General features: G+C 45.3%; 26 protein-coding genes. 12 read left to right on the top strand and 14 right to left on the bottom strand.

Annotated features, from left to right (window positions below):
• The first annotated feature begins 3 nt into the window (after nucleotides 1–3).
• Nucleotides 4–513 carry a hypothetical protein gene (locus HDC91_RS00880; RefSeq protein WP_183547582.1) on the top strand — a complete coding sequence of 170 codons (510 nt, stop codon included), beginning with the start codon at nucleotides 4–6 and terminating at the stop codon, nucleotides 511–513.
• 3 nt (nucleotides 514–516) lie between these two features.
• Here HDC91_RS00880 and HDC91_RS00885 read toward each other — a convergent pair whose 3' ends face one another.
• The 4 genes from HDC91_RS00885 to HDC91_RS00900 all read right to left on the bottom strand — a co-directional run bounded on the left by HDC91_RS00885 (nucleotide 517) and on the right by HDC91_RS00900 (nucleotide 4,459).
• Nucleotides 517–1,788, bottom strand: coding sequence for a hypothetical protein (locus HDC91_RS00885; RefSeq protein WP_183547585.1), 1,272 nt, complete (start codon nucleotides 1,786–1,788; stop codon nucleotides 517–519).
• Nucleotides 1,789–1,926: 138 nt separating this feature from the next.
• Nucleotides 1,927–2,619: an adenylate/guanylate cyclase domain-containing protein gene (locus tag HDC91_RS00890; protein WP_183547588.1), complete on the bottom strand. Its 693-nt coding sequence runs from the start codon at nucleotides 2,617–2,619 to the stop codon at nucleotides 1,927–1,929.
• 116 nt (nucleotides 2,620–2,735) lie between these two features.
• Nucleotides 2,736–3,440, bottom strand: coding sequence for a LytTR family DNA-binding domain-containing protein (locus HDC91_RS00895; RefSeq protein ID WP_183547592.1), 705 nt, complete (start codon nucleotides 3,438–3,440; stop codon nucleotides 2,736–2,738).
• A complete protein-coding gene (locus HDC91_RS00900) occupies nucleotides 3,440–4,459 on the bottom strand; it encodes a sensor histidine kinase (RefSeq protein ID WP_183547595.1) in 1,020 nt (339 codons plus the stop codon). Before HDC91_RS00900 ends, HDC91_RS00895 begins: the two co-directional genes overlap by 1 nt.
• A 164-nt stretch (nucleotides 4,460–4,623) precedes the next feature.
• Here HDC91_RS00900 and HDC91_RS00905 point away from each other — a divergent pair, with 164 nt between their 5' ends.
• The gene (locus HDC91_RS00905; protein ID WP_183547598.1) at nucleotides 4,624–5,904 is read left to right on the top strand and encodes a hypothetical protein; all 1,281 of its coding nucleotides are present in this window, start codon (nucleotides 4,624–4,626) and stop codon (nucleotides 5,902–5,904) included.
• Here HDC91_RS00905 and HDC91_RS00910 read toward each other — a convergent pair whose 3' ends face one another.
• Nucleotides 5,905–6,819, bottom strand: a complete 915-nt coding sequence (locus HDC91_RS00910) for a DUF1080 domain-containing protein (RefSeq protein WP_183547601.1) — start codon at nucleotides 6,817–6,819, stop codon at nucleotides 5,905–5,907.
• 270 nt (nucleotides 6,820–7,089) lie between these two features.
• Here HDC91_RS00910 and HDC91_RS00915 point away from each other — a divergent pair, with 270 nt between their 5' ends.
• The 5 genes from HDC91_RS00915 to HDC91_RS00935 all read left to right on the top strand — a co-directional run bounded on the left by HDC91_RS00915 (nucleotide 7,090) and on the right by HDC91_RS00935 (nucleotide 15,147).
• Nucleotides 7,090–7,416, top strand: a complete 327-nt coding sequence (locus HDC91_RS00915; protein ID WP_183547604.1) for an RNA-binding protein — start codon at nucleotides 7,090–7,092, stop codon at nucleotides 7,414–7,416.
• A gap of 872 nt (nucleotides 7,417–8,288) precedes the next feature.
• The gene (locus tag HDC91_RS00920; RefSeq protein ID WP_183547607.1) at nucleotides 8,289–11,438 is read left to right on the top strand and encodes a SusC/RagA family TonB-linked outer membrane protein; all 3,150 of its coding nucleotides are present in this window, start codon (nucleotides 8,289–8,291) and stop codon (nucleotides 11,436–11,438) included.
• Nucleotides 11,439–11,457: 19 nt separating this feature from the next.
• Nucleotides 11,458–13,329, top strand: a complete 1,872-nt coding sequence (locus HDC91_RS00925; RefSeq protein ID WP_162432695.1) for a RagB/SusD family nutrient uptake outer membrane protein — start codon at nucleotides 11,458–11,460, stop codon at nucleotides 13,327–13,329.
• Nucleotides 13,330–13,469: 140 nt separating this feature from the next.
• On the top strand, nucleotides 13,470–14,357 hold the full coding sequence (locus tag HDC91_RS00930) for a hypothetical protein (RefSeq protein WP_183547609.1): 888 nt from the start codon (nucleotides 13,470–13,472) through the stop codon (nucleotides 14,355–14,357).
• Nucleotides 14,358–14,463: 106 nt separating this feature from the next.
• A complete protein-coding gene (locus HDC91_RS00935) occupies nucleotides 14,464–15,147 on the top strand; it encodes a GNAT family N-acetyltransferase (RefSeq protein WP_183547611.1) in 684 nt (227 codons plus the stop codon).
• A gap of 5 nt (nucleotides 15,148–15,152) precedes the next feature.
• Here the strand turns inward: HDC91_RS00935 and HDC91_RS00940 are convergent, their stop codons facing one another.
• Together HDC91_RS00940 and HDC91_RS00945 are read right to left on the bottom strand one after the other, a co-directional pair.
• Nucleotides 15,153–15,956, bottom strand: coding sequence for an NIPSNAP family protein (locus HDC91_RS00940; protein ID WP_183547613.1), 804 nt, complete (start codon nucleotides 15,954–15,956; stop codon nucleotides 15,153–15,155).
• Between the two features lie 38 nt (nucleotides 15,957–15,994).
• The gene (locus HDC91_RS00945; RefSeq protein WP_183547616.1) at nucleotides 15,995–16,249 is read right to left on the bottom strand and encodes a hypothetical protein; all 255 of its coding nucleotides are present in this window, start codon (nucleotides 16,247–16,249) and stop codon (nucleotides 15,995–15,997) included.
• 178 nt (nucleotides 16,250–16,427) lie between these two features.
• Here HDC91_RS00945 and fabF point away from each other — a divergent pair, with 178 nt between their 5' ends.
• Entirely contained in the window at nucleotides 16,428–17,666 is a 1,239-nt protein-coding gene (fabF, locus tag HDC91_RS00950; protein WP_183547618.1) for a beta-ketoacyl-ACP synthase II, read from the top strand.
• A gap of 29 nt (nucleotides 17,667–17,695) precedes the next feature.
• A complete protein-coding gene (locus HDC91_RS00955; protein WP_183547621.1) occupies nucleotides 17,696–17,980 on the top strand; it encodes a GNAT family N-acetyltransferase in 285 nt (94 codons plus the stop codon).
• On the opposite strand, the gene HDC91_RS00960 is transcribed toward HDC91_RS00955, so the two are convergent.
• Nucleotides 17,981–19,123 carry a putative sensor domain DACNV-containing protein gene (locus HDC91_RS00960; protein ID WP_183547624.1) on the bottom strand — a complete coding sequence of 381 codons (1,143 nt, stop codon included), beginning with the start codon at nucleotides 19,121–19,123 and terminating at the stop codon, nucleotides 17,981–17,983.
• A gap of 173 nt (nucleotides 19,124–19,296) precedes the next feature.
• On the opposite strand from HDC91_RS00960, the gene HDC91_RS00965 reads away from it, so the two are divergent.
• The 3 genes from HDC91_RS00965 (at nucleotide 19,297) to HDC91_RS00975 (ending at nucleotide 21,290) form a co-directional block, all read left to right on the top strand.
• The gene (locus HDC91_RS00965; RefSeq protein WP_183547627.1) at nucleotides 19,297–20,130 is read left to right on the top strand and encodes an MBL fold metallo-hydrolase; all 834 of its coding nucleotides are present in this window, start codon (nucleotides 19,297–19,299) and stop codon (nucleotides 20,128–20,130) included.
• A 207-nt stretch (nucleotides 20,131–20,337) separates the two neighbouring features.
• Nucleotides 20,338–21,024, top strand: a complete 687-nt coding sequence (locus tag HDC91_RS00970; RefSeq protein ID WP_183547630.1) for a pseudouridine synthase — start codon at nucleotides 20,338–20,340, stop codon at nucleotides 21,022–21,024.
• 23 nt (nucleotides 21,025–21,047) lie between these two features.
• On the top strand, nucleotides 21,048–21,290 hold the full coding sequence (locus tag HDC91_RS00975; RefSeq protein ID WP_183547633.1) for a DUF1456 family protein: 243 nt from the start codon (nucleotides 21,048–21,050) through the stop codon (nucleotides 21,288–21,290).
• Between the two features lie 78 nt (nucleotides 21,291–21,368).
• Here HDC91_RS00975 and HDC91_RS00980 read toward each other — a convergent pair whose 3' ends face one another.
• The 6 genes from HDC91_RS00980 to HDC91_RS01005 all read right to left on the bottom strand — a co-directional run bounded on the left by HDC91_RS00980 (nucleotide 21,369) and on the right by HDC91_RS01005 (nucleotide 25,897).
• Nucleotides 21,369–21,932 (bottom strand): CAP domain-containing protein, encoded by a 564-nt coding sequence (locus tag HDC91_RS00980; RefSeq protein ID WP_183547636.1) that lies wholly within the window; start codon nucleotides 21,930–21,932, stop codon nucleotides 21,369–21,371.
• Between the two features lie 83 nt (nucleotides 21,933–22,015).
• Nucleotides 22,016–22,801, bottom strand: a complete 786-nt coding sequence (locus tag HDC91_RS00985) for a hypothetical protein (RefSeq protein WP_183547639.1) — start codon at nucleotides 22,799–22,801, stop codon at nucleotides 22,016–22,018.
• A 229-nt stretch (nucleotides 22,802–23,030) separates the two neighbouring features.
• Nucleotides 23,031–23,969: a phosphatase PAP2 family protein gene (locus HDC91_RS00990; RefSeq protein ID WP_162432682.1), complete on the bottom strand. Its 939-nt coding sequence runs from the start codon at nucleotides 23,967–23,969 to the stop codon at nucleotides 23,031–23,033.
• Nucleotides 23,962–24,588: a sterol desaturase family protein gene (locus HDC91_RS00995; RefSeq protein WP_183547642.1), complete on the bottom strand. Its 627-nt coding sequence runs from the start codon at nucleotides 24,586–24,588 to the stop codon at nucleotides 23,962–23,964. Before HDC91_RS00995 ends, HDC91_RS00990 begins: the two co-directional genes overlap by 8 nt.
• A gap of 5 nt (nucleotides 24,589–24,593) precedes the next feature.
• Nucleotides 24,594–25,187: a DUF4833 domain-containing protein gene (locus HDC91_RS01000; protein ID WP_183547645.1), complete on the bottom strand. Its 594-nt coding sequence runs from the start codon at nucleotides 25,185–25,187 to the stop codon at nucleotides 24,594–24,596.
• Complete coding sequence (locus HDC91_RS01005; protein WP_162432679.1) at nucleotides 25,184–25,897, bottom strand: CDP-alcohol phosphatidyltransferase family protein; 714 nt, start codon at nucleotides 25,895–25,897, stop codon at nucleotides 25,184–25,186. The genes HDC91_RS01000 and HDC91_RS01005 overlap by 4 nt, the downstream gene beginning before the upstream one ends.
• Between the last annotated feature and the right edge of the window lie 16 nt (nucleotides 25,898–25,913).

Here is a 25,913-nt window from a genome sequence, read left to right on the forward strand (position 1 = left end):
CGTATGAAACTCATTCTGTGGATAATATTTATCGCCCTGCTGGCTGTTACAGGGTATCAAAACTACCTGATCGGCGCCAGCGGTTACGATGTTTTCTCGCTCGAATTCGCGGGCAAAACGCATGGGTTGGTTATTATGGGCAATTGGCTCAATTGTTTTTATGGCGATAGCAACTTACTGGAAGTTGCCCGGCAAAATACGCATTGGGATTTCTTTTTTATTGCAAGCTACGTAACGCTGTTGATCACCCTGTCTAACTGGCAAATGCAGCGCGAGAACTGGCTGCCGCTTAACGAGTTGCTGAGGTTTAACTTCCTGCTTGTGGTAGCGGCGGGCGGTTTGGATGTTGTCGAAAACTTTAGGCTGTTGCACAACTTTCATCATGTTAATGATGCAGCATCCTATTGGGGTACCTGCTGGCTGACAGGTTTAAAGTTTATATTTATTGCGGTAGCGGTGCTCATATTTATGATATCATTTATAAAAAGCCTGATCATAAAATGGGCTTTTTGATACTTATTGGTGCTTTGCGGCCCAATCTTTCAGCTGTGTGATGGCGTCATACAATACGCCAGCCTCGCCCCTGAAATCACCGGAGCCTTTTGGTTGGCCGGTTTGCACATCGTACCATTCATAAAAGCCCTTATGCTGTATCGCGCGGTCTACCATCGGTTTCAGATCTTCATAAGCCTCGGGTGCCATATTGTACGGTAACAGCGCCGATGTGATGCGGCCGCCAAACCAGGTCCAGTCGCCGGCGTTTTGGTATAGATATGGCTTCATGTTCGGAAATTCTTTTTCGGGATAGGGCGGGTAAACCGTAATGCCTATGGTGGCAAACTTTTCTTTGGTCGCGGCCCCGCGCATTTGCCTGTTTATCGCTTTTACCTCGGCTGGCGTGTTGAACCCGGCCATAATAGCGCATATCGATCCGCCGGTATATAAAATGTTTTTTTCATCAAAACCCTTACTGAACGGGCTGCCGTTAAGATAAATGTGCGGAATATATTTTTGATCAGCCGCCGACCACAAATGTTTGCGCACATTTGTTTTTATCCTGCCGGCTATGCCTGCCCAGTCTGTAGCGGTTTTGTATTGCTTTGGCTTTATAGCTAAAAAATCGTGCAGGGCAATCACATACATGGCATTATCGTATATATCAATGGCCCATTTTGTTTTTTTGTTGATGGCCACACCCCAGCCTGTTTCGGGTTGCACGTCGCCCCAGTCAATAGTGGTCGCACCGGTAACCAGGCCATATTTTGCTGACCAGCGATCCTTTAATACATATTTCAGCGCATTTTCCATACGGGCAGTTACCGTTTTGCCATCTATTTTTTCCTGCAGGATGGATGTATCGCCGGTTACATCGATGTATTTACGTACAGCCTGGATCAGCGACGACTCCTGGTCTGTTTCCACAGTGTTTTTATGGCCCGCCCAGGTTGGCAGCAATTTAGAATACCTGTACGCGTAGCCACCGTGTGCTTTCGAGGTATCAACCAATCCGTCAACAATGTTACCGTCTGTGCCCTGTATCTTAAAAAATAGCAACAGCATTTGTTTTACGGTTGCTTTCGGATGCACTTTAAGCGAACCCTTTATAAAGGTGTTAAAATCGCGGATCCAAACCTCGTTATACGAGGTGCCCGCCGAAAAGCCATTCAGCAAAACAAGCGCACGGCTTTGTATTGTATCAAGCTTGCTGTTGCCAAGTATTTCGGCAGCAATTACTTTATTATTGGTTTGCTGTGCATACAAACTGCCGTAACCCCCTGACGTTAGCAAACAGAGGATTAGTAAATATCGTATCATATAAATATAATAACCGGTGATTGATTATGCCGAAATTACATTATATGTTGATATGTGCAAACATAATATAAACATTTATTTGCACCGATAGCTCAGGTATTTGCTGATCACTTAGCCCGAAATAGCCAGCAAATAATCTATATGCTGCTGCGATGCTGAAAGCGAGTGTTGGTTATTGTAGGGTTTACCTGCCAAACGTACTTGCTGGCTTTGCGATATTCCCTGCAAGCCCACGGTTTTATAGCCAAATGATGTGTCCTCTGGTTCTAAAAGCCGATAGGCGTCTTCAGAAATAAGCATGTCGTTATTAAGTTCTTTGGTTTTAGCTTGTAAACGGGCGGCGATATTAACGGGCAGGCCCATTACCGAGAGGGCGGCCGGCTTGTCAAGTCCAAATTCGCCGACAAACACTTTCCCCGTATGCAGGCCTACGCCTATTTCGAGCGGGCCGCCTTCAAAAGGGCCACCATGCGCCCTGTTAAAAAGGCTAACCGTTTCAAACATCATCCTGGCAGCATGGTACGCGTTGTTTGCCGCCTCGCGTATGTTAGTTTGCAGGCCAAAAACCGCGTACAGGTTATCACCCGCGATCTCCACAACCTTGCCCTGAAAATTTTTGATGATCTGGTTAAATGCAGTGAACAAGCGTCGCACCACTTGTATAACCGAGTGACCCGGCTGTGACTCCATCAGCCCGGTAAAATTGCGGATATCAAGAAATAAAATAGCCAGTTCTTTTTCGGTATCAGGTGGAGTATTTATAGAAAGGCAGTCGCCATTTATGGTTAAGTAGTCGTTTTTCATATGGTTATGTTGCTTATATACCTATGTAGACGCGAAGCTCACCAAAACATTTTAAATAAAATACGAATTATTGATTCGTGATGCGGGGGTGACGGGATTTAGAAACTTGGATGACATTAAGTGGATAACGTTAAGGCCATTTTTAAAACCGACTGTTTATTTGCGCGGCTTACGGGCAAAGCATGCTCCCGGATATGAACATGGCCGGAACTGATAGCAGTAATGTGCGCCACACCCGCCAGGTACGATTTATGTATCCTGATAAATTGTTGCGGCGGCAGGCTGCCCCAGATGGCTTTTAAACTGGAGTAAACGATGTATTTACCCGATGTAGTTACAATGGTAACATAGTTAAGCATAGCCTCGATGAACAGGATATCGCCTACCAGTATCTTTTGAAAGCGCTGGTTGCACTTTACGTACAAAAAACCGGGCCGTGTCTGAATTGACCGGATGGTGTCTGAGCCGCCAACCCTGTCAAATGCTTTTTCGCATGCTTTCAAAAAACGTTCGAAGGTTACGGGCTTCATCAGGTAATCGGTTACCTCCAGCTCAAAACCCTCAATGGCATACTCCGGGAAAGCGGTGATGAAAATGACCTGTTGAAAAACGTCATTATTTTTTAGGAAGTCGATACCGGTTATCCCCTGCATTTTAATATCAAGGAAGATAAGGTCTACGGGATCTGAGTGTAAAACCTGCATAGCAGCGGCGGTGTTTCGTACGCTGCCAACCAGTTTTAAAAAAGGTATGCGGCTTACATAGCTTTCAATTTGCCGGCGTGCAAGCGGCTCGTCATCCACTATTAAACAGTTAAGCATTACATTAATTTTAAGGTTAGTTTAACGGTGTAAACTCCGTTGGCAATTTCCTGCGTAAGCGAATGATTGTTGCCGTATATCAGTTGTAGCCGTTTGCGCACATTTATAAGGCCTATACCTTTGTTTGAACGGTCAGCCTCGCTTTGGCTTTCAACATTAAAGGTATTGCTGCACCAGAATAGCAGCTGTTTATTTTGCAGGCTGATATCCGCTTTGATAAAGTTATCCCGGCCATCATGGTCAGATACGTATTTAAAGGCGTTCTCTACAAATGGAATAAGCAGCAGAGGGGCTATCCGCAAGCCATCGTAATTGCCCGAAACGGAAAGGCGCGCACTGCAATTATCCTTGCGGATGCTTTGCAGGTTAAAATAGTTTTTCAGGTAGGCCAGTTCTTTATTCAGGGCTATGAGGTCGGCATTGCAATCGTAAAGCTGATAACGAAGAAGTTCTGACAGCGATACCAATGTGCTTTTAGCGTCAGCGGCATCAAGCTCTATCTGGGCGTGCAGGTTGTTTAACGAGTTAAAAAGGAAATGCGGGTTGATCTGCGCTTTCAGGTACGAGAGCTCTGCTATCGATTTTTCCTTTTCCATTAAAAACAGTCGCCTGCTTACGTCCTGACGGTCTTTTATGATCTTAACAGAACAACCGGCAAGCACGCCAACCAGGGCGATAAAGAAACGATTGTACTGCAGGTCTTCGTAGTTCCACGTAAAATCAAAATGGATGGGCACAAGCTGCTCGCGTAAAAACAACAGCATTATCAACGAGTAGATGCCTGACAACACGGCAATAAGCACAGCGGAAAACAATACCAGCTTAACCATGCTTTTGCGTCGTAAATAATCGGGCATAATATACAGGTAAACGATATAGAATGCCGAAGCCACCAGCGCCACATCTACTCCTGTAAAATACAACCTGTTCATCCGGTTATCCACGTAGAAATACATGATCCTGTTCCACATCAGGAAGAACACCGCCCAAAAGATAAGATGGAGCAACGTTTTGCGCATAAGGCAATTTATGCAAATCAAACGCAACCAAATAATTTTTATATCAACGGTTGTATTTGCCGGACGAACGACAGCCGGGTACCCGCTTATATAATATTTTGTGCACTTGTATAATAAAGATAGTGCAGTAGCGGTTTGTTGCCGATAATTGAACAAAAACCGCGATGAAAAAGTTAATAGTGCTTATACTTTCCCTGTCTGTGCTGACGGGCAACGCCCAGAACACTGATAGTACCGATAAACTTGCCGCCACGTACTTTAAAGAGGCCGAACGCGCCGCTTACCATCAACAGATATGGAAAGCTGATGTTTATGGCCCAACGATGTTCGTAGACCCGCAGTCGCGGATAACTTATGCAAATGAGCCCGATAGTGCAGGGATATTAAAACCACAGGACGATATTTTTAAAGGCGTTTTGCCAAAGGAGGTAATGATTGCCAATACATCCATCCACTGGCAGGGCAAAGATTGGTCGGTAATATTATGGCCGTTGCCCCACGGTCGCGATGAACGGGTAAACCTGGTGCTGCACGAGTCCTTTCATCGCATCCAAACCAAACTTGGATTTCCTGAACGCAGCCCAACGGTCAATCATCTTAGCAGCCTTAACGGCCGTATATATTTTTTGCTGGAACTGAATGCCTTAAAGGCGGCTTTAGGGAAGCCTGTAAGCCAACGCCGGGCCGACCTGGCCAACGCCCTGCTATTCAGGAAAAAGCGGCAGGAACTTTTCGCCGCTACCTTTGCAAACGAACGGATACTGGAGATGAGCGAGGGCCTTGCAGAATATACCGGGATGATATTGGGTCGGCAAAAAGATAGTATAATGCAGCATTTGTACCATCAGATTGATACGGCCGGTAACCGCAGGTCGTTGATACGGTCATCGGCATATATCACCGGTGCGGTATATGGTTACCTGTTGTATCAAAAGTATCCGCGCTGGACCATGCAAATCGATTCCGGTTCAGACTTCCCCGTGTTGCTGGCGAAGTATTATCACCTTAACTTGCCAAAGCAGGGGTGGCATGGGGGATTGGAAAGGCTGGGTGCGAAGTACAATGCCGCTGCTATTATCCGGTCAGAAAAATTGAAGGAAGATAAGCGCCTGCAAGATGTATCCCGTTATGTAGATATTTTTACGCGCCAACCCGTACTTACCATCAACCTTATGAAAATGAATATCGTTTTTAACCCAAACACGGTGTTCGACCTGGGCGATCATGGTACAGTTTATCCCACATCCGAAATTAATGATGTTTGGGGTAAGCTAACTGTAACAGCAGGAGGTATGCTGATGAAAAACTGGCAGGTAGTCACCCTTCCCGCAGGCGGCATCAGTATAAACGGCCAGGCCGTTGAAGGCAAAGGCTGGACCATTACGCTTAACCCGGGATGGAAGATACTTAAAACCGATGAGTTGCACTACCGGCTTACCCAATAGCTATTTAGCCGGGGTGATAATAATGTTGCGATAGTCGATAGGGCCGTGGTCGCCTTGTATCAATAGCGGCCCGGGCTCACCTTCCCTGCTGTCTATAGCGCCGCCGGTTATACCGGGTATTTCCTGCCTGCATATTACCATGGTGCCGTTTGCAACAATAGTTACCAGGCGGCCCACCAGGGTAATGTCGTACGATTGCCACTCGCCAGGGTTTTTTGCCATCATTTTATTTGGAGGGAGGAATCCATATACCGAACTGAACTGGTTGGCTATAGGCTCCGGTTCGCCGCTTTTAGTATCAATAACCTGAACCTCGTAACGGCCGCGCAGGTAAACGCCGCTGTTGCTGCCATGCTTGTAACGGAACTCGATATGCAGTTTAAAATCGCTGAATTTCCTATCGGTGATCAGGTTGGCGCCCGAGTGTGTGCTTCGTAAAATGCCATTCTCTACCGTCCATTGGTTTTTGCCGTCGGTATGCCAGCCTTTGGTGTCTTTGCCGTTAAATAACCTGATGGGTTTCCCCCAAACAGGCGCTTTAGCCCTGATCATCAATGGTGCGCGTACGCCTGTAAAGTTGTACGATTTTCCGTCGGTATAAACCATGGTGCCTTTCAGCGCATCGCCGCTTACCTCAAATTCAAAATCCATATTGCGGCTTCCTTCTTCCCATTGCGGTGGTATAGAAAAGCTGTATTTACCCGCGTTTGTCATTACCTGCGCAATAGGCCTTGCGCTGCCAAATGCATAAGTAAAGCGCCCGATCAGCGTATGCGTACCCGATTTTTGCACCTCTAACCACGATGGCAGGGTTTTGCCGTCTTTCTCTATCGTGATATCCCAGCGGCCAATAACGGCGGGATCTTTATCTATCGGCGCCGAAGCCTTAACCGCAGAAAAAATGATAAGTGCCATTATTATTTGCACGCCAAAAAAACGCAAGATGCGATTGTGATTTAAAACCGGTAAATTTTTCATATGCTGCTAATGAGATGCTAAATCTACAAACTAAATTAACAATACAAAAAACATAAACAACCATGCTTCTGAATGATCGGGGGTTTAAGCTTATAGCATTTGATAAATAATGCTATAATTGTGTTTTTTAGTGCGGCCTGTGCCGCGTTAAGATTATATATACTTTTATAGGGCGATTGCTTACCTTTGCTCGGTACGATGGAAAACATGGTTAAAATATTTGTTGGCGGTTTCCCGCTGGAAATGACGGAATTAGAACTCGTCCAGATGGTTGCGCCGTATGGCGATGTTTGCACCATCAAGATAGTGCGTGATAAAAAGACGAAAATATGCAAGGGGTACGCTTTTTTAGAAGTGGCAGACCGGCACGGGGCCGAACAAATAATAGCGGCGCTGAACGGCACTATGCTTGGCGGCCGGCAGTTGTCTATCAGTATTAAGGAAGATGAACCGGTTGTGGTAAAACCACGGGTTTATACCAGGCTAAGGCGCCCCGACGAACCGGTTAAGGCCAGGCGGCCCCGCCGTGTTTAACGCTTTGCTTTAACCGTACCTGGCAGCGAGCTATTTTACACTGTTGAGAACGATACTATTTATATGGTATAGATGCTTTACCGCGTTTTCGGCGCGGGCGCAAACCGTTTTGACAATTGATGAAAAGGGATTTAAGCCCGCCAGGTTTTTTGTATTAGCATTTTCGTTCTGTTTGTTGGGTTTACGTAAGGGCCGTTCAGCGCGCTTGCTGCTTATATTTTTTACCGGCTGCAGTAAGCAATTACAGTTTAAGTGTATGTTGCGTTATTGATAATGCCGAATGGCATTGTAGGCATATTTTCCCAACTATCCTCAGCGTTATTAGTCGATCACTATATTTCAGCATGACAATTTTACGACAAAGCATCTTGTTTTTCTATTCAAAAACGGGTTTTTTTACGAAAACGTTATCGTAACCAATTACCCCGTCTACTCAAACGTTTTCGTAGAAATATAGTCGCGGTTTACGTAAACTTAGGTCAATTACGTCGTATAATTGAGCTTAATGTACCTGGCCAACCAATTACAGGCACCAATTACCAATATAAACTAAGCCAATTATGAAAGTAATGCCCTTCAGCAGCTTGCTAAAAATCGTCTTTAATTTTTTTAAGAGGGAAGGGCCGGTATGTTCAAATTTCAACAGATCATCCATTAAAACTATACTAAGCGCGTTGACATTGCTGGTTGTGTTAAACGGCGGTGCTCAAATAATTACTAATTAACCAACTTAATTCCGGAGGAACTCACGATGAGATAATCGCTTTTATTGCAGACGTATTTGCATAAGCATTTGAGCAAACCAGGTTTGCATTTTGCGCGGATTCCGGCAGCCATGCTGCTTAATCAATTATTAACAATAATCATAAATTATGAAAAAAAGAATTACTCTAATTTTTGCTTTCCTTATAGCAATGCTAACCGTGTCCTTTGCTCAGGATATTACGGTGAAAGGCGTTGTTAAAGACAGCCAGGGATTGCCTTTGCCGGGTGTGACCGTACGAAACAAAACAACGGGTACCGGCACAATAACCGACGTCAACGGCAGCTACACTATCACCGCTGCCGGCAACGCAACGCTCACCTATAGTTTTATGGGCTACACCACCCAGGAGCAGCAGGTTGATGGCCGAGCCTTAATTAACATTACGCTGGCCGATAACAATAAACAGCTTGCCGAAGTTGTGGTTATAGGTTACGGTACACGCGCAGTTAAAGATGTTACCGGAGCCATTACCAGCGTTAAGGCAGATAAGTTTGAAAACGATAATCCTACCAGCGTAGCCGATGTATTGCGTGGCGCCGTACCGGGGATATCTGTAGCGCTTAACACATCTGCTAAAGGCGCGGGCGCCGGCGATTTTCAGGTGCGTGGTAAAGCCAGCTTATCCGGCAACGTAAGTCCGCTGATAGTATTAGATGGCGTTATTTACTTTGGCGACCTGGCCGACATCAACCCGAACGATATAGACAGGGTTGACGTATTGCGCGACCCAAGCGCTTTGGCTGTTTACGGTGCGCAGTCTGCGGGCGGTGTAGTTGCCATAACAACAAAAAAAGGTAAAAAGGGCGCTTCGGTAGTTACGCTGAACGCCAATGTGGGTGTTGCACAATTACTTCAAAACCAGCCATATCACCAGGGCGAGGATTTTCTTCACTGGCGATCAGACGTGCAGCGAAGCGCCAATACCTCTAAACCATATTACTATTACAGCGATCCGCGCGATTTGCCCGAAGGTGTTACATTAGACCAATTTTTGTCGGGTGCTACCGGCGACCCTGTTGACGTTTATTTACAGCGCCTGGGCCTGTTTGCCAATGAAATTGCCAATTACAAGGCCGGTAAGGTTACCGATTGGTCTAAACTGATCTTCAGAAACGGCTTAAGGCAGGATTATACCGCCAGCCTGTCGGGCCGGAGCGAAACGGTTAGCTATTATTTTTCGGGCAACTTCACCAATAACGAAAACCTGATACAGGGGGGCGATTACAACAACACCCGTTTCCGCGTAAACCTGGAGGGTAAGGCAGCCAAATTTTTAACCGTAGGTGTAAACGCGCAATTTTCTATGCGCGATGAAAGTCACTCGGCTAATCCCTTCGGCCTTTCGGGATACGACCTTAACCAGGCCGATTGGGGGCAGATCATCAACTCGTCCCCTTATGGCGATGTATATAAGCCCGACGGCACATTAACGCGTATAGATACTGACGATAGCGGCTTAAACCAACGTAACCCTTTTTTGGGTAATAGGTACAACAGTAATGTTTACAGGCAAAACGTACTGTTTTCGACATTATTTACAAGGATCGACCTTCCATTCGGGTTTAAATACACCCTTAATTTTTCGCCGCAGATAGAAGCCTATCGTAACTTTTTTGCCAGGCCGGGGGCAAACCCCAACGAAATTGCGGTGAACGGCCTTACCGGTACGGCTTATCGCTCGATGGAAGAACGTTACAGGTATAATATCGATAATATCCTAACCTGGAACAAAACATTTGGTATACATACCTTTGATGCAACCTTCCTGTTAAACAAAGAGAAGTACCAAACATGGTACACGCGTACAAACAACTCGCAATTTAGCCCCAGCGATGTTTTGGGCTATCATAATATTGGCGCGGGTACCCTGCCGGTTGAAAGCAGCGATGATCGTGTTTACAATGCCGACGGTTTGATGGGGCGTATCAACTACACCTTATCAGGTAAATACAACTTCACTTTCACCGCACGCCGCGACGGCTTTTCGCCGTTTGGCTTAACACAGCCACGCCAAAATTATTTTGATGGTGCCGTAGCCTGGACCTTTAGCGACGAGAAGTTCTTTAAAACCGATTTCTTTAAGTGGTTAAACTATGGTAAGCTGCGCTTCGGCTACGGGTCTAACGGTAACCGTTTGGCAAGCGGCACGGCCGACCCGAGCCTGGCCCTGGCAATTATCAACGGTGCTAAATATCCAACCGTATCTAACGGAAGCGTTACAAATAACAACAGCATCCTGGTAGCATCCATGCAAAATAACCTGCTCACCTGGGAGCGTACAACCGGCCCTAACTTAGGTTTAGATTTTGCTGTCCTTAATAATCGCCTTAGCGGTTCGGTAGATGTTTACAACCGTAAAACCACCGGCTTAATTGTTAAACGCACTTTGCCACAGATAATGGGTTATACCATCCCTGATGTGTATACAAACATTGGCGAGGTAAACAACAAGGGTATCGAAGTTTTACTGGAAGGTAAGATCATGCAGCACAAAAACTTTAACTGGAGTGCAACGGGTACCTTTTATTTAAACCGTAACAAACTGGTGCACCTGTATGGTTCGTCAACAACAACCGATGCCGGGGGCAATACAATTACCATTCCCGAAAAAGACGATATAGGTAACGGCTGGTTTATTGGCCACGATATTGATGCCGTATGGGATTACAACGTAAAAGGCGTATGGCAAACAGATGAGCTTGACGAAGCCAAGAAATATGGCGCTGTACCCGGCGATTTTAAACTGGAAGACCGCACCGGCGATTTCAAGTTTACCAACGACGATAAGGTCTTTAAAGGATCAACAGCACCAAAGTTCAGCTGGTCGTTGCGTAACGATTTCAATTTCCTGAAAAACTTCGATTTCTCGTTCATGCTGGTATCAAGCATCGGGCAATTAAGGCAGTTTAACAACGCGGTTAACAACCCGGGCAGCGTGGGCAACGGCCGTATGAATGCTTACGACCTGCCATACTGGACCCCCGATAACCCCATAAACGACTACGCCAGGTTAAACTCAGGTTCGTCTGGTACTACAATTAATATATGGCGCAAAGCCTCTTTCATCAGGCTGCAAACGGTGTCGTTAGGTTACACCTTTAGCCCCGCTTTAATAAAACGCCTGGGGATGTCGAGCGCCAAACTGTTTGTGAATGCTACAAACGCCGCCGTTATCTCTGACTGGCCGCTTTGGGATCCGCAGAATAACGGCCCAACCCCACGGTTTCTGGCAGCAGGATTTAACGTCACTTTTTAAAGTATAAAGCAACTTGAATATGAAAAAGATAAATAAAAATATAATAGCCGCGCTGGCAATAGGAGCTGTATTTGCAGCCGGAGGATGTACAAAGCGCAGCGACCTTTTCCCTGAGGCGCCATCTAAATATACACCGGGCAATACGTTAACCACACCGGCCGCCTTCCGCTCGTTATTGCTCAACTTAAACTTAAGCGTTAGGTTCGAATTTTTTGGCGACTCAGCCCCAATGTTAACCGAATCTATTTTTACAGACGCGGCTGTTGAGGGCACTACCGATAAAACCACACCGGCGCAGGACCTTAACATCAGGATTACACCTACCGCTAACCTAAATAGCGACGACTATAACAAAATAGGCCGCTACTGGCAGGTGTGGTGGCAGGGTGTGCACGATGCCAACGTTATTATTACCAGGATCAACGATATCCAGTGGCCATCTGACGATGATAAGAATAAAGTGTTGGCGGGAGCGTACTTTCACAGAGCGTACAGGTATTACCGCCTGGTGCACGAGTTTGGCGATGTTCCGTTGCTGTTAAAAGAAGAAACCATTGTAAATACTTCGTATGTAAGCACACAGCGTATGGTTATCCTGAAAAAGATGAAGGAAGACCTTGAGTTTGCTGTAACTAAACTTACAGACGACGGCGCCAAGGGCGAGCCTTCAAAAGGAGCGGCGGCACACCTTTTAACTAAAATTAACCTGGCACTTGGTTTATTTGACGACGCCATAGCATCAGCAAATATTGCCATTAACGGCCCATATGCTTTGATGACCAACCGGTTTGGTATTGTTGCCGGCGATGCTACCAAAAACGTTGTATGGGATTTGCACCGCCCCGAGAATAAATCAATAGCGGCAAATACCGAAGCGCTTTATGTGGTGATAGACCGCGAAAACCTGGAAGGCGCCACCAATTTAGGATCGCAGCTAATGCGCAACTGCGTACCCATGTGGCACAACGGAACCATACTTACGCCGGGTGCGTTAAAGCCGGGCATATCTGATAAGGTAACAGAAGAGTTTCCGCTTACTTTATGGTATGGCCGCGGTATTGGCCGCCTGCGTGGTACGCCTTATGCTACCAAGTACATTTGGACAGACAATACCGATTACCGCCATGCCAAAGGCATGTGGATGGATATGACCGACCTGGTTTATAATCACCCTGGCCTAAAAACATCCGACCCTGCATGGTACGGCAAACATTTGGAGCAATATACCGCCGCAAACGTAAACCAGCGTTTCCTGAACGGTGCCAAGGATACTATTCGCGCATGGTTTGGCTGGCCGCACTACAAAGTGTTTATCGGGTCGGGGACAACAGCCTCTGATAAGTGGTGGAGCCCGCCACGCGGTACTAATACCGACTGGTATGTATTCCGTTTGGCCGAAACTTACTTGCTGCGTGCCGAAGCTTACTGGTGGAAAGGCCAAAACGCCCTCGCAATGGCCGATATAAACAAGGTTCGTGCACGTGCCAACGCCGAATTGCTTACAGATCCCAGTAAGGTTAACATCGGCACAATACTTGACGAACGAGCCCGCGAACTTTTCTGGGAAGAGCCGCGTAAAGATGAACTTACCCGCATGGCCTATATATTTGCCCAAACAGGCAAGGCAGCCTACAATGGCAAAACTTATAACATAGCCAGTTTCTCTACCGATAACTTCTTTTACGACCGGATAATGGAGAAAAACGATTTTTATAAGAACCCAAACGTTGTTACAAACTCGGGTAACCATTTTACTATATCGCCATATCACGTGCTATGGCCCATACCACAAAGTGATATCGATTTGAACATAAACGGGCATATCAATCAAAATAAAGGGTATTCCGGTTCAGAAAACAACGTTCCGCCGCTTGATAAAGTGGTAGAGTAATCAATTCCCTAAACCTTATTAAGCCGGGCTTACTACACTAAGCCCGGCTTTTGTATAAACCGTTTGCCTGCTGCAGGTACTAACGGTCAATTAATTCATAAATTAGCCTGCCTTAAATGGGCAGGCTTTTTAATTACCTGATGAAAAAAATATTATTCACTTGTTTTTTAACCTTTGCAGCAATTGGCGGATATGCACAAACCGCCCCCCGTAAGCTTTCGTTAAATGTTACTACGGGTTATGGGCAGCAGGACCTAAAATGGTCTATCGCCGGTAATTTAGCGGGCCAAAACCCTAACATCTACTCAGAACTGCAATGGAAAAAAGTTGGAGGCGTATTGTTAACTGCGACGGGAGAATGGAATGTATGGAAGCGGTTTATGCTTACCGCCGGTTACGCTAATGTATTTACCACATCGGGCACGGTTAGGGATAACGATTATAATGGTGATAACCGCACCAACATGGTTTACGATGATCTTTTTGATGCCGATAAAGGCTACCTGCGCGATTGGAGCATAGGTGCAGGATATGTGCTGATCAACAAGAGCAGATTTACCTTAAATGGTTATGCTGGTTATAATGTAAGCACCCAATCGCTGTATATATTAGATCGTACAGGTAATATTTCTGATCTGAACAGTACTTACAAAGCAAGCTGGAAGGGCCCGTTTGTAAGAGCAATTGGTTCTTTGACTATTAGCAGTAAGTTAAACGTAAATGCCGGCTTACAATATAACCAGGCTAACTACAGTGCAGCTGCCGACTGGAATTTGATCCAAACCTTTCAACACCCGGTTAGTTACCGCCATGCGGCAAACGGTTTTGGTATAGACGGAGATTTGAAACTGGTTTACAAGCTGTGTGATAAACTGGCCATACAGGCCGGCGGAGGTTATTACAACTGGCAAACAGGTAACGGTATCGATGAGTTGTTTTTAAGCGCAGGCGGCAGTAACAAAACACAATTAAATAAAGCAGAACGAGAGGGCTACCGCTTATCGGCAGGGGTGATGATCCGGTGGTAGGCCTGTAATATAGCGGCCTTATGTTTGCGGGAATTTTTTTAAGATTACTGAAAAATGATAACGAGTAACGGCTAATCATTTAAGTTTGCCTGCTCAGTACTACCACATGGCACATATTTTAGACAACCCTATTTACAACGCACTTAAAACAGGCAACAAAAAACTTTCAGCAGATGGAGCCCGGGCAGTTCATTTTCGACGTGATGTGGCACCGTTTGCCGGGATGGAGAATAATAGCTCAGCCGATTTTAAGGCACTTAGTGCGTTTGATCCGCAGGTAAGCCCTTTGGTAATATTTACACCCGTAAAATTAGATATTCCCAAAAAATTTGAGGTTATACACGAGTTTGAAATGCAGCAAATGGTATATAAAGGGGGCATGCCGATAGCCACCGCACCCAAACCGGTAACTGAGTTGAATGAAAGCCACATACCGCAAATGTTGGAACTGACAGAACTTACCAAACCCGGCCCATTTTTGGAGCGTACCATCGAGTTTGGAAACTACACCGGTATTTTTGAAGATGGAAAGCTGGTATCAATGGCGGGGCAGCGACTGCAGCCTACACCCTACATCGAACTTAGCGCTGTGTGCACCCATCCCGATTACCTGGGCAGGGGTTACGCCGGCATGTTATTGAATGAGCAGGTGAAAAAGGTTTTACAAGTAAGCGGTACGCCATTTTTGCATGTGTTGGCAAGTAATAAAGCGGCCATAAGCGTTTACGAACGGGTTGGCTTTGAAACCCGCAGCCCTATGTTTGGATATGTACTTAATATTAGAAAGTAAGGCTTTTATATTCCTGAGTAATCGGTAGGTACTAACATGGTCGATGTTATTTTTGATACCAGTAAGGCATCGGCATATTCAGGCACGGCGCTTATTTTTTTCCATTCAGGGTCACCGCCAAAAGCTTTCCAGTGAGCGCCTTTATCTTCCATATCTTTAAAAGTAACCATGTAGGTTAGGTTGGGCCTGTCGTTGCCAATAATCGTTTCGCCAAAAAACACCGGTTTAAAGCCCAGGCGCTTAAAAATATCTATCTCGCCTTTATCGTTAAACATTTCAATTTTCTTTTTACCTGCTGCTTCGCTGGCGCTTTTATACTGGCGAAGTTCAAAAATACGTTTCTCGCGCGCAGGGATCTGTTTTGACGGCATATGTTTGAACGCTTTCAGCATCGATGTTTCCAGGTGCTCAAAGGCAGGGTTATCGGCAGGGGCATTCAAATAAGCAGCGCCGCGTGCCCAATAATCTTTATTATCTTCCAAAAAATAATACAGCCCTTCGGCGTGTACATACGTGTTAAAAGGAATCAGCACGTAAAGCTTTGTTTGGCCTGCCGGATCCAGCTCGGTAAAAACACCTACGGTCTCGTATCGTTTCTGTTGCATCATCGGCACAAAAACCTCCCGGTAAAAGTCTTCCGTTATTTTTTGCTGGCGCTCGTCTTTAAAGGTATAAACCCTTAGCTCATAATGTTCTATGTACGGTATCTTGTCCTTTAAGGGTTTTGATTGTGACACGGCGGCTACAGGGGCGATTGCCGCAGCCGCGCCACTTATTAACGAACCTTTTACGAATGAGCGTCTTTTCATTATTTAAAAATTGATGTTCCTAAATATAGGGATATTATTTATTCAAAATCATCGTCGTTGTCCTCTTCCTCGGGCACATAATTATTTATAGCCTGGCCAATGGCATCAACCTCGGTATTGTTATTAAACATCGGTGTTTCAGTCTCCGGGTGTAGCATAAGCCAAACGTTGTCGGTATCTTTTTCAATTTTACCAAACTCGTTACCGGCTTTAAATATGGTGTAAACGTTATCTTCTTCGGGGAAAACAGAGTAAACTATTCCATTTACTAATATGTCAAACGGGTCTTGCATGTTGCTGTGTTTATTAATAAAGGCGCAATTTACTATTTTACAAATACAGGTTTAAACAGCGCTTAAAAGTTTACGCGTCAGTTGCTTTTTTAAGCACATACTTGTTTACATTTGCGGCCACAATTGCAGCAACCCGGGGCATTATAAACTTTGGCCGGTTTTTAGCAGTGTATAAAACATGAAAAGAGTTGTTATTACAGGCATGGGGGTTTTATCGCCGGCCGGAAATGATCTTAAAAGCTTTTGGGCGAATATTGTAAACGGCCGCAGTAATGCTGCTAACATAACCCGTTTTAACGCCGAAAACTTTAAAACCCATTTTGCTGCCGAAATTAAGGATTTTAACCCTGCCGACCATCTGGACCGTAATGAAATAAAACGCAGCGACCTATACACGCAATATGCGCTGATAGCAGCCAGGGAAGCAATAGAAGATTCTGGTTTTGAGTTGGATAAGATGTCGCCGTTTGACGTGGGGGTTATTTTAGGATCAGCACAGGGCGGGTTCGAAACCTTTGAACAGCAGGTAAGGGAATATGCTGCAAATGGCTTTACGCCGCACTTTAACCCATTTTTTATACCAAAAACGCTGATCAACATGGCCGCGGGTATCATATCCATTAAATATGGTTTTATGGGCGTGAATTTCTCCGCCGTTTCGGCCTGTGCGTCATCTAATACAGCTATTATGGACGCGCTGAATTACATTCGTTGGGGAAAGGCCAAAATTATTATAACCGGCGGAGCAGATGCGCCGATCAGCGAGGCTTCTATAGGCGGGTATAATGCTTTAAAAGCGCTTTCAACCCGTAATCAGTCGCCCGAAACTGCTTCGCGGCCATTTGATGTGGAGCGCGACGGATTTGTAATGGGTGAGGGGGCAGGCATTTTGGTATTTGAGGAATACGAGCACGCTGTTGCCCGTGGCGCGCATATCTATGCTGAAATTGCAGGCGCTGCCATGACATCTGACGCTTATCACATCACTGCCACACACCCCGAAGGCAAAGGCGCCATACAAGGAATGAAACTGGCCTTACAGGACGGCGGTTTAAACGCCGAAGATGTAACTTACGTAAACGCTCACGCCACCTCAACATCAGTAGGCGACCTGAGCGAAGCCACAGCCATAAACGCGGTTTTTGGTAATAATAAAGATCTGTCGGTGAGCGCCACCAAATCCATGACAGGTCACTTACTGGGCGCGGCGGGTGCCGTAGAATCTATCATTGCTATAAAAACCATTACAGATGGTGTTATTCCGCCCACCATCAACACGCATACTATCGACCCCGCAGTACCCGATAATTTGCACATTGTGATAAAGGATGCCATCAACAAAAAAGTTAATGCTTCGTTAAGCAACACGTTTGGCTTTGGCGGGCATAATGGTATCGCCGTTTTTAAAAAGGTGTAAGGCTACCTTGAAATAAAAAATGCAGGAATATGAACTATGCCGATAACGATATCATCGATAACGAAGCCATACACAACTTTGAGTTTTTTGTAGATGGTCATCGTTCATTTATCGATTACAAAACCAGGGATAACAGGATATACCTGATACACACGGAAGTGCCTGAAGAACTAGAGGGCCGTGGCATTGCAGGGATTATGGTAGAAAAGGTGCTGACCTACGTCGAGCAAAAAGATATGAAACTGGTGCCTTTATGCGCTTATGTCAAGGCGTTTTTAAAGCGCCACCCCGAGTGGAACAGGCTTTTGGCTTAATTACAACAATAAAACATCTATACGGTGGGCGTGCACCATGTTTACTTCTACCGACCATGCAAACACCGTAAATTGGCCATCCTGTGATGCCACCAGGGCTACTGCATCATGCTGATCGTTAACAAACTGTGCTGCGGCTAAATGGCGGCTGCCACCATTTTGAGCGGGGTGTATCTTCATAGCCTTGCCTCCGGCCACGGGTTCGGTCATCACAATTTCGCCTACTGGTGTGCTTTTTACCGAGCGTGCAGCTTTGGCGCCGAAAGCCAGCAGATCATATTTGTCGGTAATGATGGTAGCACCGTCAACAGCGGTAAAACCGCCTATCAGGTCAATAGCTTCCAGCAACGATTCCTGCCATTCCAGTTTTTTTTGTTCATGCTCGGTCAGTTTCAGCAATTCGGCAATAGCACTGTAAGGCGGTTTCACAGGGTATTTAACGGGTTGCACAATCGAATCTTTCCATGCCGTTGTACCTGCGGGTACAATAAGTACCAGGCCGCCCCGCTTGTGCAGGCGCATGGATGCCGCCAACTGCACCAACACGTTAAATGATTCGCCCATGTAGGTTGGCAGGGGCATATTTTCAAGTGAAGTGATCAGTGCAGGGCAATCAGCCACCCCCATAGTTGCCTCGTCCAAAACTTTGATCTGGTCGCCTTGTAAAACGGCTACGTTCACAAATTTGCCGAAGCCGTCAACCCGGCGGTGTTTTATTACCAGCAGGCCCGGTTCAACCACTTCTAAAACAAAACATATCGCCGGTATGCTGTGTGTAGTGCCCCAAATAAAAAGGTCGTCGCCATCGGGCCAAACCCCTAAATGTATCCCTGGCTGTTCAACCGCGGGGGCAAGCTTTATAAGATTCTGGGTGGTAAGCCTAAGCTTTTGCCCAAATATTAATGGTTTTTGCGATTGTGAAGGCTGCAGCAATGCCAGCGAGATGATAGGCGACCGCCCTTCCTCGCGGCGCATGCTGGCCCAAAACGCCGAGTCTATTACCGCCTCAATAATATGCGCCTGAGGCGCCGTTGCGATATTGGTATTCTGTAAACTTTGCGCCGCTAACTGGTGCTTTTTAAAATGGGCCTCAATTTCGGGTGCAACCATTCGGGCCGGCAGGTAGGTGGGTTCTGATAGCATACGTACAAGCGTTTTTCAATACAATAATAGTTAATATCCGCGGGCATTAGTGTTATGGTTTTGTAAGTTGTTGCGGTGCGGTCCGGCAGGCTTACCATCACGGTAATTGGATGTTGAAAATTATCCTCGCTAAAGCTTTTAGTATTAGCCTTAAATGTTTTACTTTGTAAGGTATGCCGGTTTTTATAGCGTCATTGAATTCGGGGAGTAACGGCAATTGCTATTACGTTGGTAACCAGCGCGAAGCTGTACTGGTTGACGCGGGCATATCCTGCCGCGAGACTGAAAGGCGCATGGCCCGCCTGGGGCTTTCCATTCAAAAAGTTAAAGCCATTTTCATTTCGCACGAACATAGCGACCATATCAAGGGCTTGGCTGTACTGGCTAAGAAATACCGCCTGCCCGTTTATGTTACCGATGGCACGGTACATCATTGCGGCGATGTGCCTAAAGAGCTTTGCATCAGCCTGCGATCGTACCAGCCGGTTAGGGTGGGCAGCCTGGAGGTAATGCCTTTTCCCAAACATCATGACGCTGCCGAACCGCACAGCTTTATGATAAGCGATGGCGATACCCGTATAGGCGTATTTACCGATATCGGCGCCCCATGCGAGCATTTGATCCGCCATTTTGCGCAATGCCATGCGGTGTTCCTGGAAGCTAATTATGACGAGGACATGATGGAGCAGGGCAGGTACCCGTTTTTCCTGAAAAGGCGCATCCGCGGGGGTAAGGGGCACTTATCAAATAAGCAGGCGCTGGATGTGTTCAGGGAACATAAGCCCCCGTATATGAGCCATGTTTTGCTGGCGCATTTGTCAAAAGATAACAACTGCCCCGTATTGGCGCAGCAAATGTTTGCAGCCCATGCCGGCGACACACATGTAAGCGTTGCTTCGCGATACGAGGAAAGTCCTGTTTTTGTGATTGATCCCCTGCCAGTTGCAGCCGAGGAAAGTAACATACTTAACCAAATCACCGGGCAATTTCAGTTTGCTATAAGCTGAAATGCAAGTGTTCACGTTCGGCGCACGTGAACACCGTGAACATTCATGAACATTTGATAATCAGGGTATTGCAAATTGTAATATTTTGATAATAGCTAAAGAAAAACTTTATAGTAATAGATGTAATTGACTGGTAGGCAGCAATCAATAAAATACACCGATGTTCACGTAAATTTGAAGAAATGAACACGGAAAATAGCCCTTTACATGCTTGAAATTATTCACCAGGACGAACATCTTATAGCCATAAACAAGCCTCATGGTTTGCTGGTACATCGCTCATCAATAGCTGCAGATGCCGAAGAGTTTGCGTTGCAGTTGCTGCGCGACCAGACCGGCAGAAAGGTAAACCCCGTGCACAGGATAGACAGGAAAACAGGCGGGGTGTTGCTATTCGCGTTTGATAAGCCTACCGAGATAGCCATGCAGCAGGCGTTTATGGAAAACCGGGTAAAGAAGAAATACCTGGCGATATTGCGGGGCTATACCCCGGATGCCGCAGAGATAGACTATCCCCTGCGTAAAGAGAACGGTACGCTACAGGATGCGTTGACCCGTTATGTTACCCTGAACAGGGCCGAACTGGATGTACCGTTTGGCGCGCACCCCACCTCAAGATATTCAATCATAGAAGCATCGCCGGAAACAGGGCGTATGCACCAGCTGCGTAAACACTTTGCGCATATATTTCACCCCATCATCGGCGACCGCACCCATGGCTGTAATAAGCAAAATAAATTTTTTAAGGAGACCTGGGAGATGGAAACCATGCTGCTGCACGCCTGGCAATTAACGTTTGATCATCCGGTTACCGGGAAGGAAATAACTATACAGGCACCCGTTCAAAACGAATTTAAAAGGGTAATGCAGCTAATGGGTTGGGCGGATAACTAACAAACTATATTTATATTTGCAGTATGAGCAATAACGATATCATGAAAAAGCTTCGCGTGGCTTTGCAGCTGCGTGATGATGAGATCATCGAGATATTAAAACTGGCCAACTTCCGGACCACCAAAACCGAATTGAGCGCCATCTTCCGCAGCGAAGACCACCCAAATTTTCAGCCCTGTAAAGATCAGCTATTGCGCAATTTTTTGAACGGATTGGTATTACACCTGCGCGGGCCAAAGCCTGAGAAAGATAGTTCTAAGTCTTAAGCCTTAAGTTGAAAGTTGAAAGTTCAAAGTTGGGAAAATCATACCACGACTTAGAACTAAAGACTTTAGATTCCAGACTCAATTCTTTTCTATTAAACGATATTTTCCGCTTTTTATAAGCTCCTGTTGTTGTTTGGTAAACGCTTCGCGGCCGCCAAAATCCTGCACCCAGTATTTGTTATATTCGGCCACGCCAACTTCCTTAAAGCCGGGGTTCATCAGGTTACGGCAATGGCCTTCACTTTTAAACCAGCCGGCCATTACTTCGGGGATGCTGTTTTGCCCAAACGCGATGTTTTCGCCGATCATAAAGCTTTTCCAGCCTTTAAAAACATACCCGGCATTAATAATACGGGTGTTCATGGTGCGGCCATCCTTACTTTCGTGGCTAAAGTAATTTTGCCTGGCCATATCTTTAGCGTGGCCTTTGGCGGCTTCTTCCAGGTCATTGTTCCAAACCATAGGCGGGGCAGGGGGGAAATAAGTATCGCCACATTTGCAGCCCTTAGCGCGGGTTTGATTGATCAGATCTAAAAATTCCTGTTTAAATAATGAATGTTCGTCAGTACGGTTTATTAATATAAACGAACTGAGTGCCATAGCTGATAACGCGATAAAAATACCTGATACATATTTCTTCATAACGCTGATTTTGACAGTATTAACGCATTATGGTTTAAATACATATACCCTATGTCAATTTTATGGAGATATGCGACGGGAGGTTATAACGATGCCAGTTTTTTGGCAGAAACTACCTTTGGAGATTTTTTAACAACAATATTTGCCTTTTTCTTTTTAGTTGCAGCGGGCTTGGTATCTTTTACAGGGCTGTTATCAAAAGTAATGGTAACAGCTTTTAATTCGTCATCATGCTGCAACTGCGCGGCTATTTCTGAGGCCCTTTTTTCGGCTATATCCCCTTTTTCATAATCCTTTAAGCGATTGTACAGGTAGGCATAGTTTTGCTGTACAACGGCTTCTAAAGCAGGCATTTTGTTAACAGTGCTCCATTTTAACGCTTCGTTTAGATCGCGCATAGCCATTTTGTATTCCTTCAGTTCCATTTTTATGGCCGATAACCTTACCAGCGAACTTACGATGTTGGCGATATCTTTTTTCTGACGCGAAATTTTGTTTGATTGAAGTGTGAACCACTTTGCCTCGCTGTATTTTTTTTGAGCTACATAAACCCTGGCAAGGTCGTCAAAACTCGACCTTATGCCGGTGGTATCTTCATAATAACTATAATTGTGCAGGGCAAGCAGGGTGTAGTGTATGGCCTCGGTTTGGTAGTAGGCCTTTAAATTGCGATTGGGTTGTTTATCAAACTTTAAATATTCTGTCGCAATTTGGGTATAGATGGCCCCCTTAAGCGTATCGTTGGTAGTAAGCTGCAGTTTTTGTTTAAGGCTATCTATGTAATTGCGGTTATCATCGCCAATGTGAGCGTGAGCGGCAAATGTTGTAGCGGCTAATATAAATGTGAAAAGTATAACAAGTTTTTTCATCTGGTTGCAGATATCAAATAAGTTATATTACCTATTCAAATCTTATGCCCGTAATTATTAATACTTTATCGCGGGGGCTTGCAAGTTACAACAAATGCCATTAATAGCCATAATAATATTGATTTATAGATACTTACGCTTATGCGGATGAGTTTTAATTATAATAAAGCCCGTCAACTACTTAAAAAAGCAGTATATAATAGTGTACACAATAAGTAAAATGTTACAGTTATTGTATCACGCCTTCGTAGCGGCTTAAAAAGCGGTTAAAATTACCTGATGCCGCTTGCATCCAGTTGAAAAGCATTATGCCCAGCGAGGCGCAAACAATACCCGCCAGTACGTCGAGCACGTAATGGTGGCTGGCGTAAACGGCGGTAAACCAAATACCCAGCATTACCACGCCAAAAAACCAGTTAACAAGGCCAAGCTTGTTTTTGATGCCATAATAAAGTACAATAACCGGGTAGGATGAGTGCAGCGACGGCATTGCTGCAAAAACGTTTGACCCCTTTGAGTAGATGGATTTGAAGAGGTTGATATTAAAAAACCTGTCGAAACGCGCCAGGCCTGCCGTATTACCCTGCGTTAGCGGGTGGAAAGTAAAGCCATGAAACTGAATATACCAGGGTGGCGCGGCGGGATAGGCATAATAAACTATAAAACCCAGCATATTAACCAGTACAAACGTTAACGAAAAGTACAGGAACTGCCGTTTGTTTTTGAAGAAAAGGAACGCCGCAAACGCGAGGGGCACGGGGATCCAGCACAGATAGAACAGACCGGCAGCTACATCTACAATGTTGGTGCTTTTAAGGCGCAGATATTCGTTTGGGGTAAGGGTGCTGCCGTTTAGGGTTATACCAAAAAGGCTTTTTTCGGCATGGTAAAGGCTGCCTATGGCTACATCATTATAATTATAATTGGGGAACGCCTTCATATAATCAAAAATGATCCAATAAACGATGAAGATAGAAAAGCCAAGTATAAACTTGCGGGTAGTTGCCGTGGCATAAAACAATATGTTAAATATGCCCATCAAAATAAGCTGATCGGTTTTAAAGCCAACCAGAAAGTATGATAAAATTAAGTATGCGATGGATATGCCGGTAACAATGCTGATGTTTTTTGCATTGATCCGCATATCATCGCCAATAGCGTTAGCCATTCTGCTTTTTAATGAAATCTGAATTGAATATCTTGTCCCAAAGCGGAGAGCTTACGCCATAGCCTTTGGTGGGATCCTGGTAGTGATGAAGCATGTGGTGCTGCTTTATAGTTTTCCAGAATTTGCCCTTGAAGTTGAAATGATGAATGGCGTAGTGCGATATATCATAAATAAGGTAACCAAGTATAAAGCCGGGGAAAAAGCCGAATATATAATTAGCAGGCAACAGGGCGTTAAATAAAAAGTAAAAACCTGTTGCCAATGGTATACTTGCCGATGGCGGCATCACCAGGCGCTTTGCATCGCTGGGGTAATCGTGATGTACACCATGAAATATAAAGTGCAGGCGCAGCGCCCATTGTTGTTTTGGTACAAAATGGAAAACAAAGCGGTGCATTACATATTCGGTAAGCGTCCACACAAAAAGGCCTGCTAAAAAAAGCCAGATGTAGTTTGCAAGGCCAATTTGTTTATCGTAAGCAAAATAGCTGGTAACTAAAATAACAGGTAAAAAAATTATAATAGGCACAAAATAGTGCACTTTTGATAAGCTTTCTAAAAAACTGCTCTTAAACATCCTCACAGATTCCTGTGAATTTGAAACAAAATTTTTCGCCATAACACTTAAGGTTTAAAACGTTCGGTAACCTCTTTTCCTGTACCAGGGTCTGTACCCTTCATTTCTACAAAAATAACATTTGGTAACCAAAAAGTCCCCCCATCAATCTGAATAAATATTTTTTGAAGCAATACCTGCTTTTGGGCTATTGTTGCGAAGATATGATATTTTCCGTCGGCACCCTTCATTAAAGTAAGCGGAATTTTTTTGTATGACACTAATCTGATATCATACCTGTCGTTACCCAGTGCTTTAGAAATTATTCCGTAAGCAAATTTGCGTTGCATATAGGTAAACTCGGCTGGTTCGCCGTGGCCTTCGGCATACCTTAACCAGTAGCCGTGTACGGGCGCATTTTCATCAGGCTTACCGGTTTTTTGATCGATATTGAGATCGTACGACAGGGCGTTGATATTGGGCGACCGCTGGATATAGAACAAGCGCAGCGGATTTGGCGGAGGTACCGGATAAACCAGCTTTTTTAACGTATCGGTAGGGGATATAAGCGGTGAGTTGACACTGTGTGAGGCCGCCACTGCCTGCAGCGCCCCCGTGAGCATAAAGTATATAATAAAAAGCTTTATGCTGTTTTTTATCATTCCCCTCTTTCAGCCAATGCCTTGCGGGCGTTTACAAGCCTTTTAGCCGCCGTTAAATTTGTTAGTACGGCCAATATCGCTATAGGAAAAGTAAAGATAGACATGGTTTCGAATACGTGGAACCTGAAGCCGGGGATATATAATTTATAATCGCCGCCCAGGTATGACGATGCCACGCCGCAGGCAATAGCACATAGGCCGATGGTTACTACCCGCTCGGGGCGTTGCATCAGGCCGCCTTTTGACTCTACCCCCAAGCCTTCGGCACGGGCGCGAACGTAACTTACCATCATTGAGCCGATAAGCGCTATAAAGGCAAATATCGAGCTTAGAAAGTAATGGTGAGCAACAAGGTAATAGCAAATCCCCAGGAACATGATCAACTCGCTGTAGCGGTCTAATACCGAATCGTATAAGGCACCGAAAATAGATTTCATGTTACCCAGGCGGGCTACCTGCCCATCCAGCATATCAAATAAGCCTGCAAATAGTATTAAACCGCCTGCCCAGCCAACATAACTTAAATCGCCCCGGTTGCCGTCTTCGGCACCTATAATAAATATTGCTGCAACCCCCACATTTAAAATAAAACCGATAGAGGTTACCGCGTTTGGCGTTAACCCCACCTTAATCAGGAGTTTTACAAATGGGTCGATAATCTTATATATTCCTAATTGTAAACTTGTACGTACCGATGTTTGTGGCTCCATTAGCTATAAAAATAAT

The organism is Mucilaginibacter sp. AK015 (assembly GCF_014200785.1).
Taxonomy (GTDB): domain Bacteria; phylum Bacteroidota; class Bacteroidia; order Sphingobacteriales; family Sphingobacteriaceae; genus Mucilaginibacter.

What these genes read in the sequence shown, in the direction of transcription:
- HDC91_RS01000 (WP_183547645.1), bottom strand. Translation starts at nt 25,187, where the DNA reads ATGATAAAAAACAGCATAAAGCTTTTTATTATATACTTTATGCTCACG.
- HDC91_RS00880 (WP_183547582.1), top strand. Translation starts at nt 4, where the DNA reads ATGAAACTCATTCTGTGGATAATATTTATCGCCCTGCTGGCTGTTACA.
- HDC91_RS00995 (WP_183547642.1), bottom strand. Translation starts at nt 24,588, where the DNA reads ATGGCGAAAAATTTTGTTTCAAATTCACAGGAATCTGTGAGGATGTTT.
- HDC91_RS00900 (WP_183547595.1), bottom strand. Translation starts at nt 4,459, where the DNA reads ATGCGCAAAACGTTGCTCCATCTTATCTTTTGGGCGGTGTTCTTCCTG.
- HDC91_RS00890 (WP_183547588.1), bottom strand. Translation starts at nt 2,619, where the DNA reads ATGAAAAACGACTACTTAACCATAAATGGCGACTGCCTTTCTATAAAT.
- HDC91_RS00895 (WP_183547592.1), bottom strand. Translation starts at nt 3,440, where the DNA reads ATGCTTAACTGTTTAATAGTGGATGACGAGCCGCTTGCACGCCGGCAA.
- HDC91_RS00960 (WP_183547624.1), bottom strand. Translation starts at nt 19,123, where the DNA reads ATGCTATCAGAACCCACCTACCTGCCGGCCCGAATGGTTGCACCCGAA.
- HDC91_RS00980 (WP_183547636.1), bottom strand. Translation starts at nt 21,932, where the DNA reads ATGAAGAAATATGTATCAGGTATTTTTATCGCGTTATCAGCTATGGCA.
- HDC91_RS01005 (WP_162432679.1), bottom strand. Translation starts at nt 25,897, where the DNA reads ATGGAGCCACAAACATCGGTACGTACAAGTTTACAATTAGGAATATAT.
- HDC91_RS00935 (WP_183547611.1), top strand. Translation starts at nt 14,464, where the DNA reads ATGGCACATATTTTAGACAACCCTATTTACAACGCACTTAAAACAGGC.
- HDC91_RS00925 (WP_162432695.1), top strand. Translation starts at nt 11,458, where the DNA reads ATGAAAAAGATAAATAAAAATATAATAGCCGCGCTGGCAATAGGAGCT.
- HDC91_RS00915 (WP_183547604.1), top strand. Translation starts at nt 7,090, where the DNA reads ATGGTTAAAATATTTGTTGGCGGTTTCCCGCTGGAAATGACGGAATTA.
- HDC91_RS00990 (WP_162432682.1), bottom strand. Translation starts at nt 23,969, where the DNA reads ATGGCTAACGCTATTGGCGATGATATGCGGATCAATGCAAAAAACATC.
- HDC91_RS00975 (WP_183547633.1), top strand. Translation starts at nt 21,048, where the DNA reads ATGAGCAATAACGATATCATGAAAAAGCTTCGCGTGGCTTTGCAGCTG.
- HDC91_RS00920 (WP_183547607.1), top strand. Translation starts at nt 8,289, where the DNA reads ATGAAAAAAAGAATTACTCTAATTTTTGCTTTCCTTATAGCAATGCTA.
- HDC91_RS00910 (WP_183547601.1), bottom strand. Translation starts at nt 6,819, where the DNA reads ATGGCACTTATCATTTTTTCTGCGGTTAAGGCTTCGGCGCCGATAGAT.
- HDC91_RS00930 (WP_183547609.1), top strand. Translation starts at nt 13,470, where the DNA reads ATGAAAAAAATATTATTCACTTGTTTTTTAACCTTTGCAGCAATTGGC.
- HDC91_RS00905 (WP_183547598.1), top strand. Translation starts at nt 4,624, where the DNA reads ATGAAAAAGTTAATAGTGCTTATACTTTCCCTGTCTGTGCTGACGGGC.
- HDC91_RS00940 (WP_183547613.1), bottom strand. Translation starts at nt 15,956, where the DNA reads ATGAAAAGACGCTCATTCGTAAAAGGTTCGTTAATAAGTGGCGCGGCT.
- HDC91_RS00955 (WP_183547621.1), top strand. Translation starts at nt 17,696, where the DNA reads ATGAACTATGCCGATAACGATATCATCGATAACGAAGCCATACACAAC.
- fabF (WP_183547618.1), top strand. Translation starts at nt 16,428, where the DNA reads ATGAAAAGAGTTGTTATTACAGGCATGGGGGTTTTATCGCCGGCCGGA.
- HDC91_RS00985 (WP_183547639.1), bottom strand. Translation starts at nt 22,801, where the DNA reads ATGAAAAAACTTGTTATACTTTTCACATTTATATTAGCCGCTACAACA.
- HDC91_RS00965 (WP_183547627.1), top strand. Translation starts at nt 19,297, where the DNA reads ATGCCGGTTTTTATAGCGTCATTGAATTCGGGGAGTAACGGCAATTGC.
- HDC91_RS00970 (WP_183547630.1), top strand. Translation starts at nt 20,338, where the DNA reads ATGCTTGAAATTATTCACCAGGACGAACATCTTATAGCCATAAACAAG.
- HDC91_RS00945 (WP_183547616.1), bottom strand. Translation starts at nt 16,249, where the DNA reads ATGCAAGACCCGTTTGACATATTAGTAAATGGAATAGTTTACTCTGTT.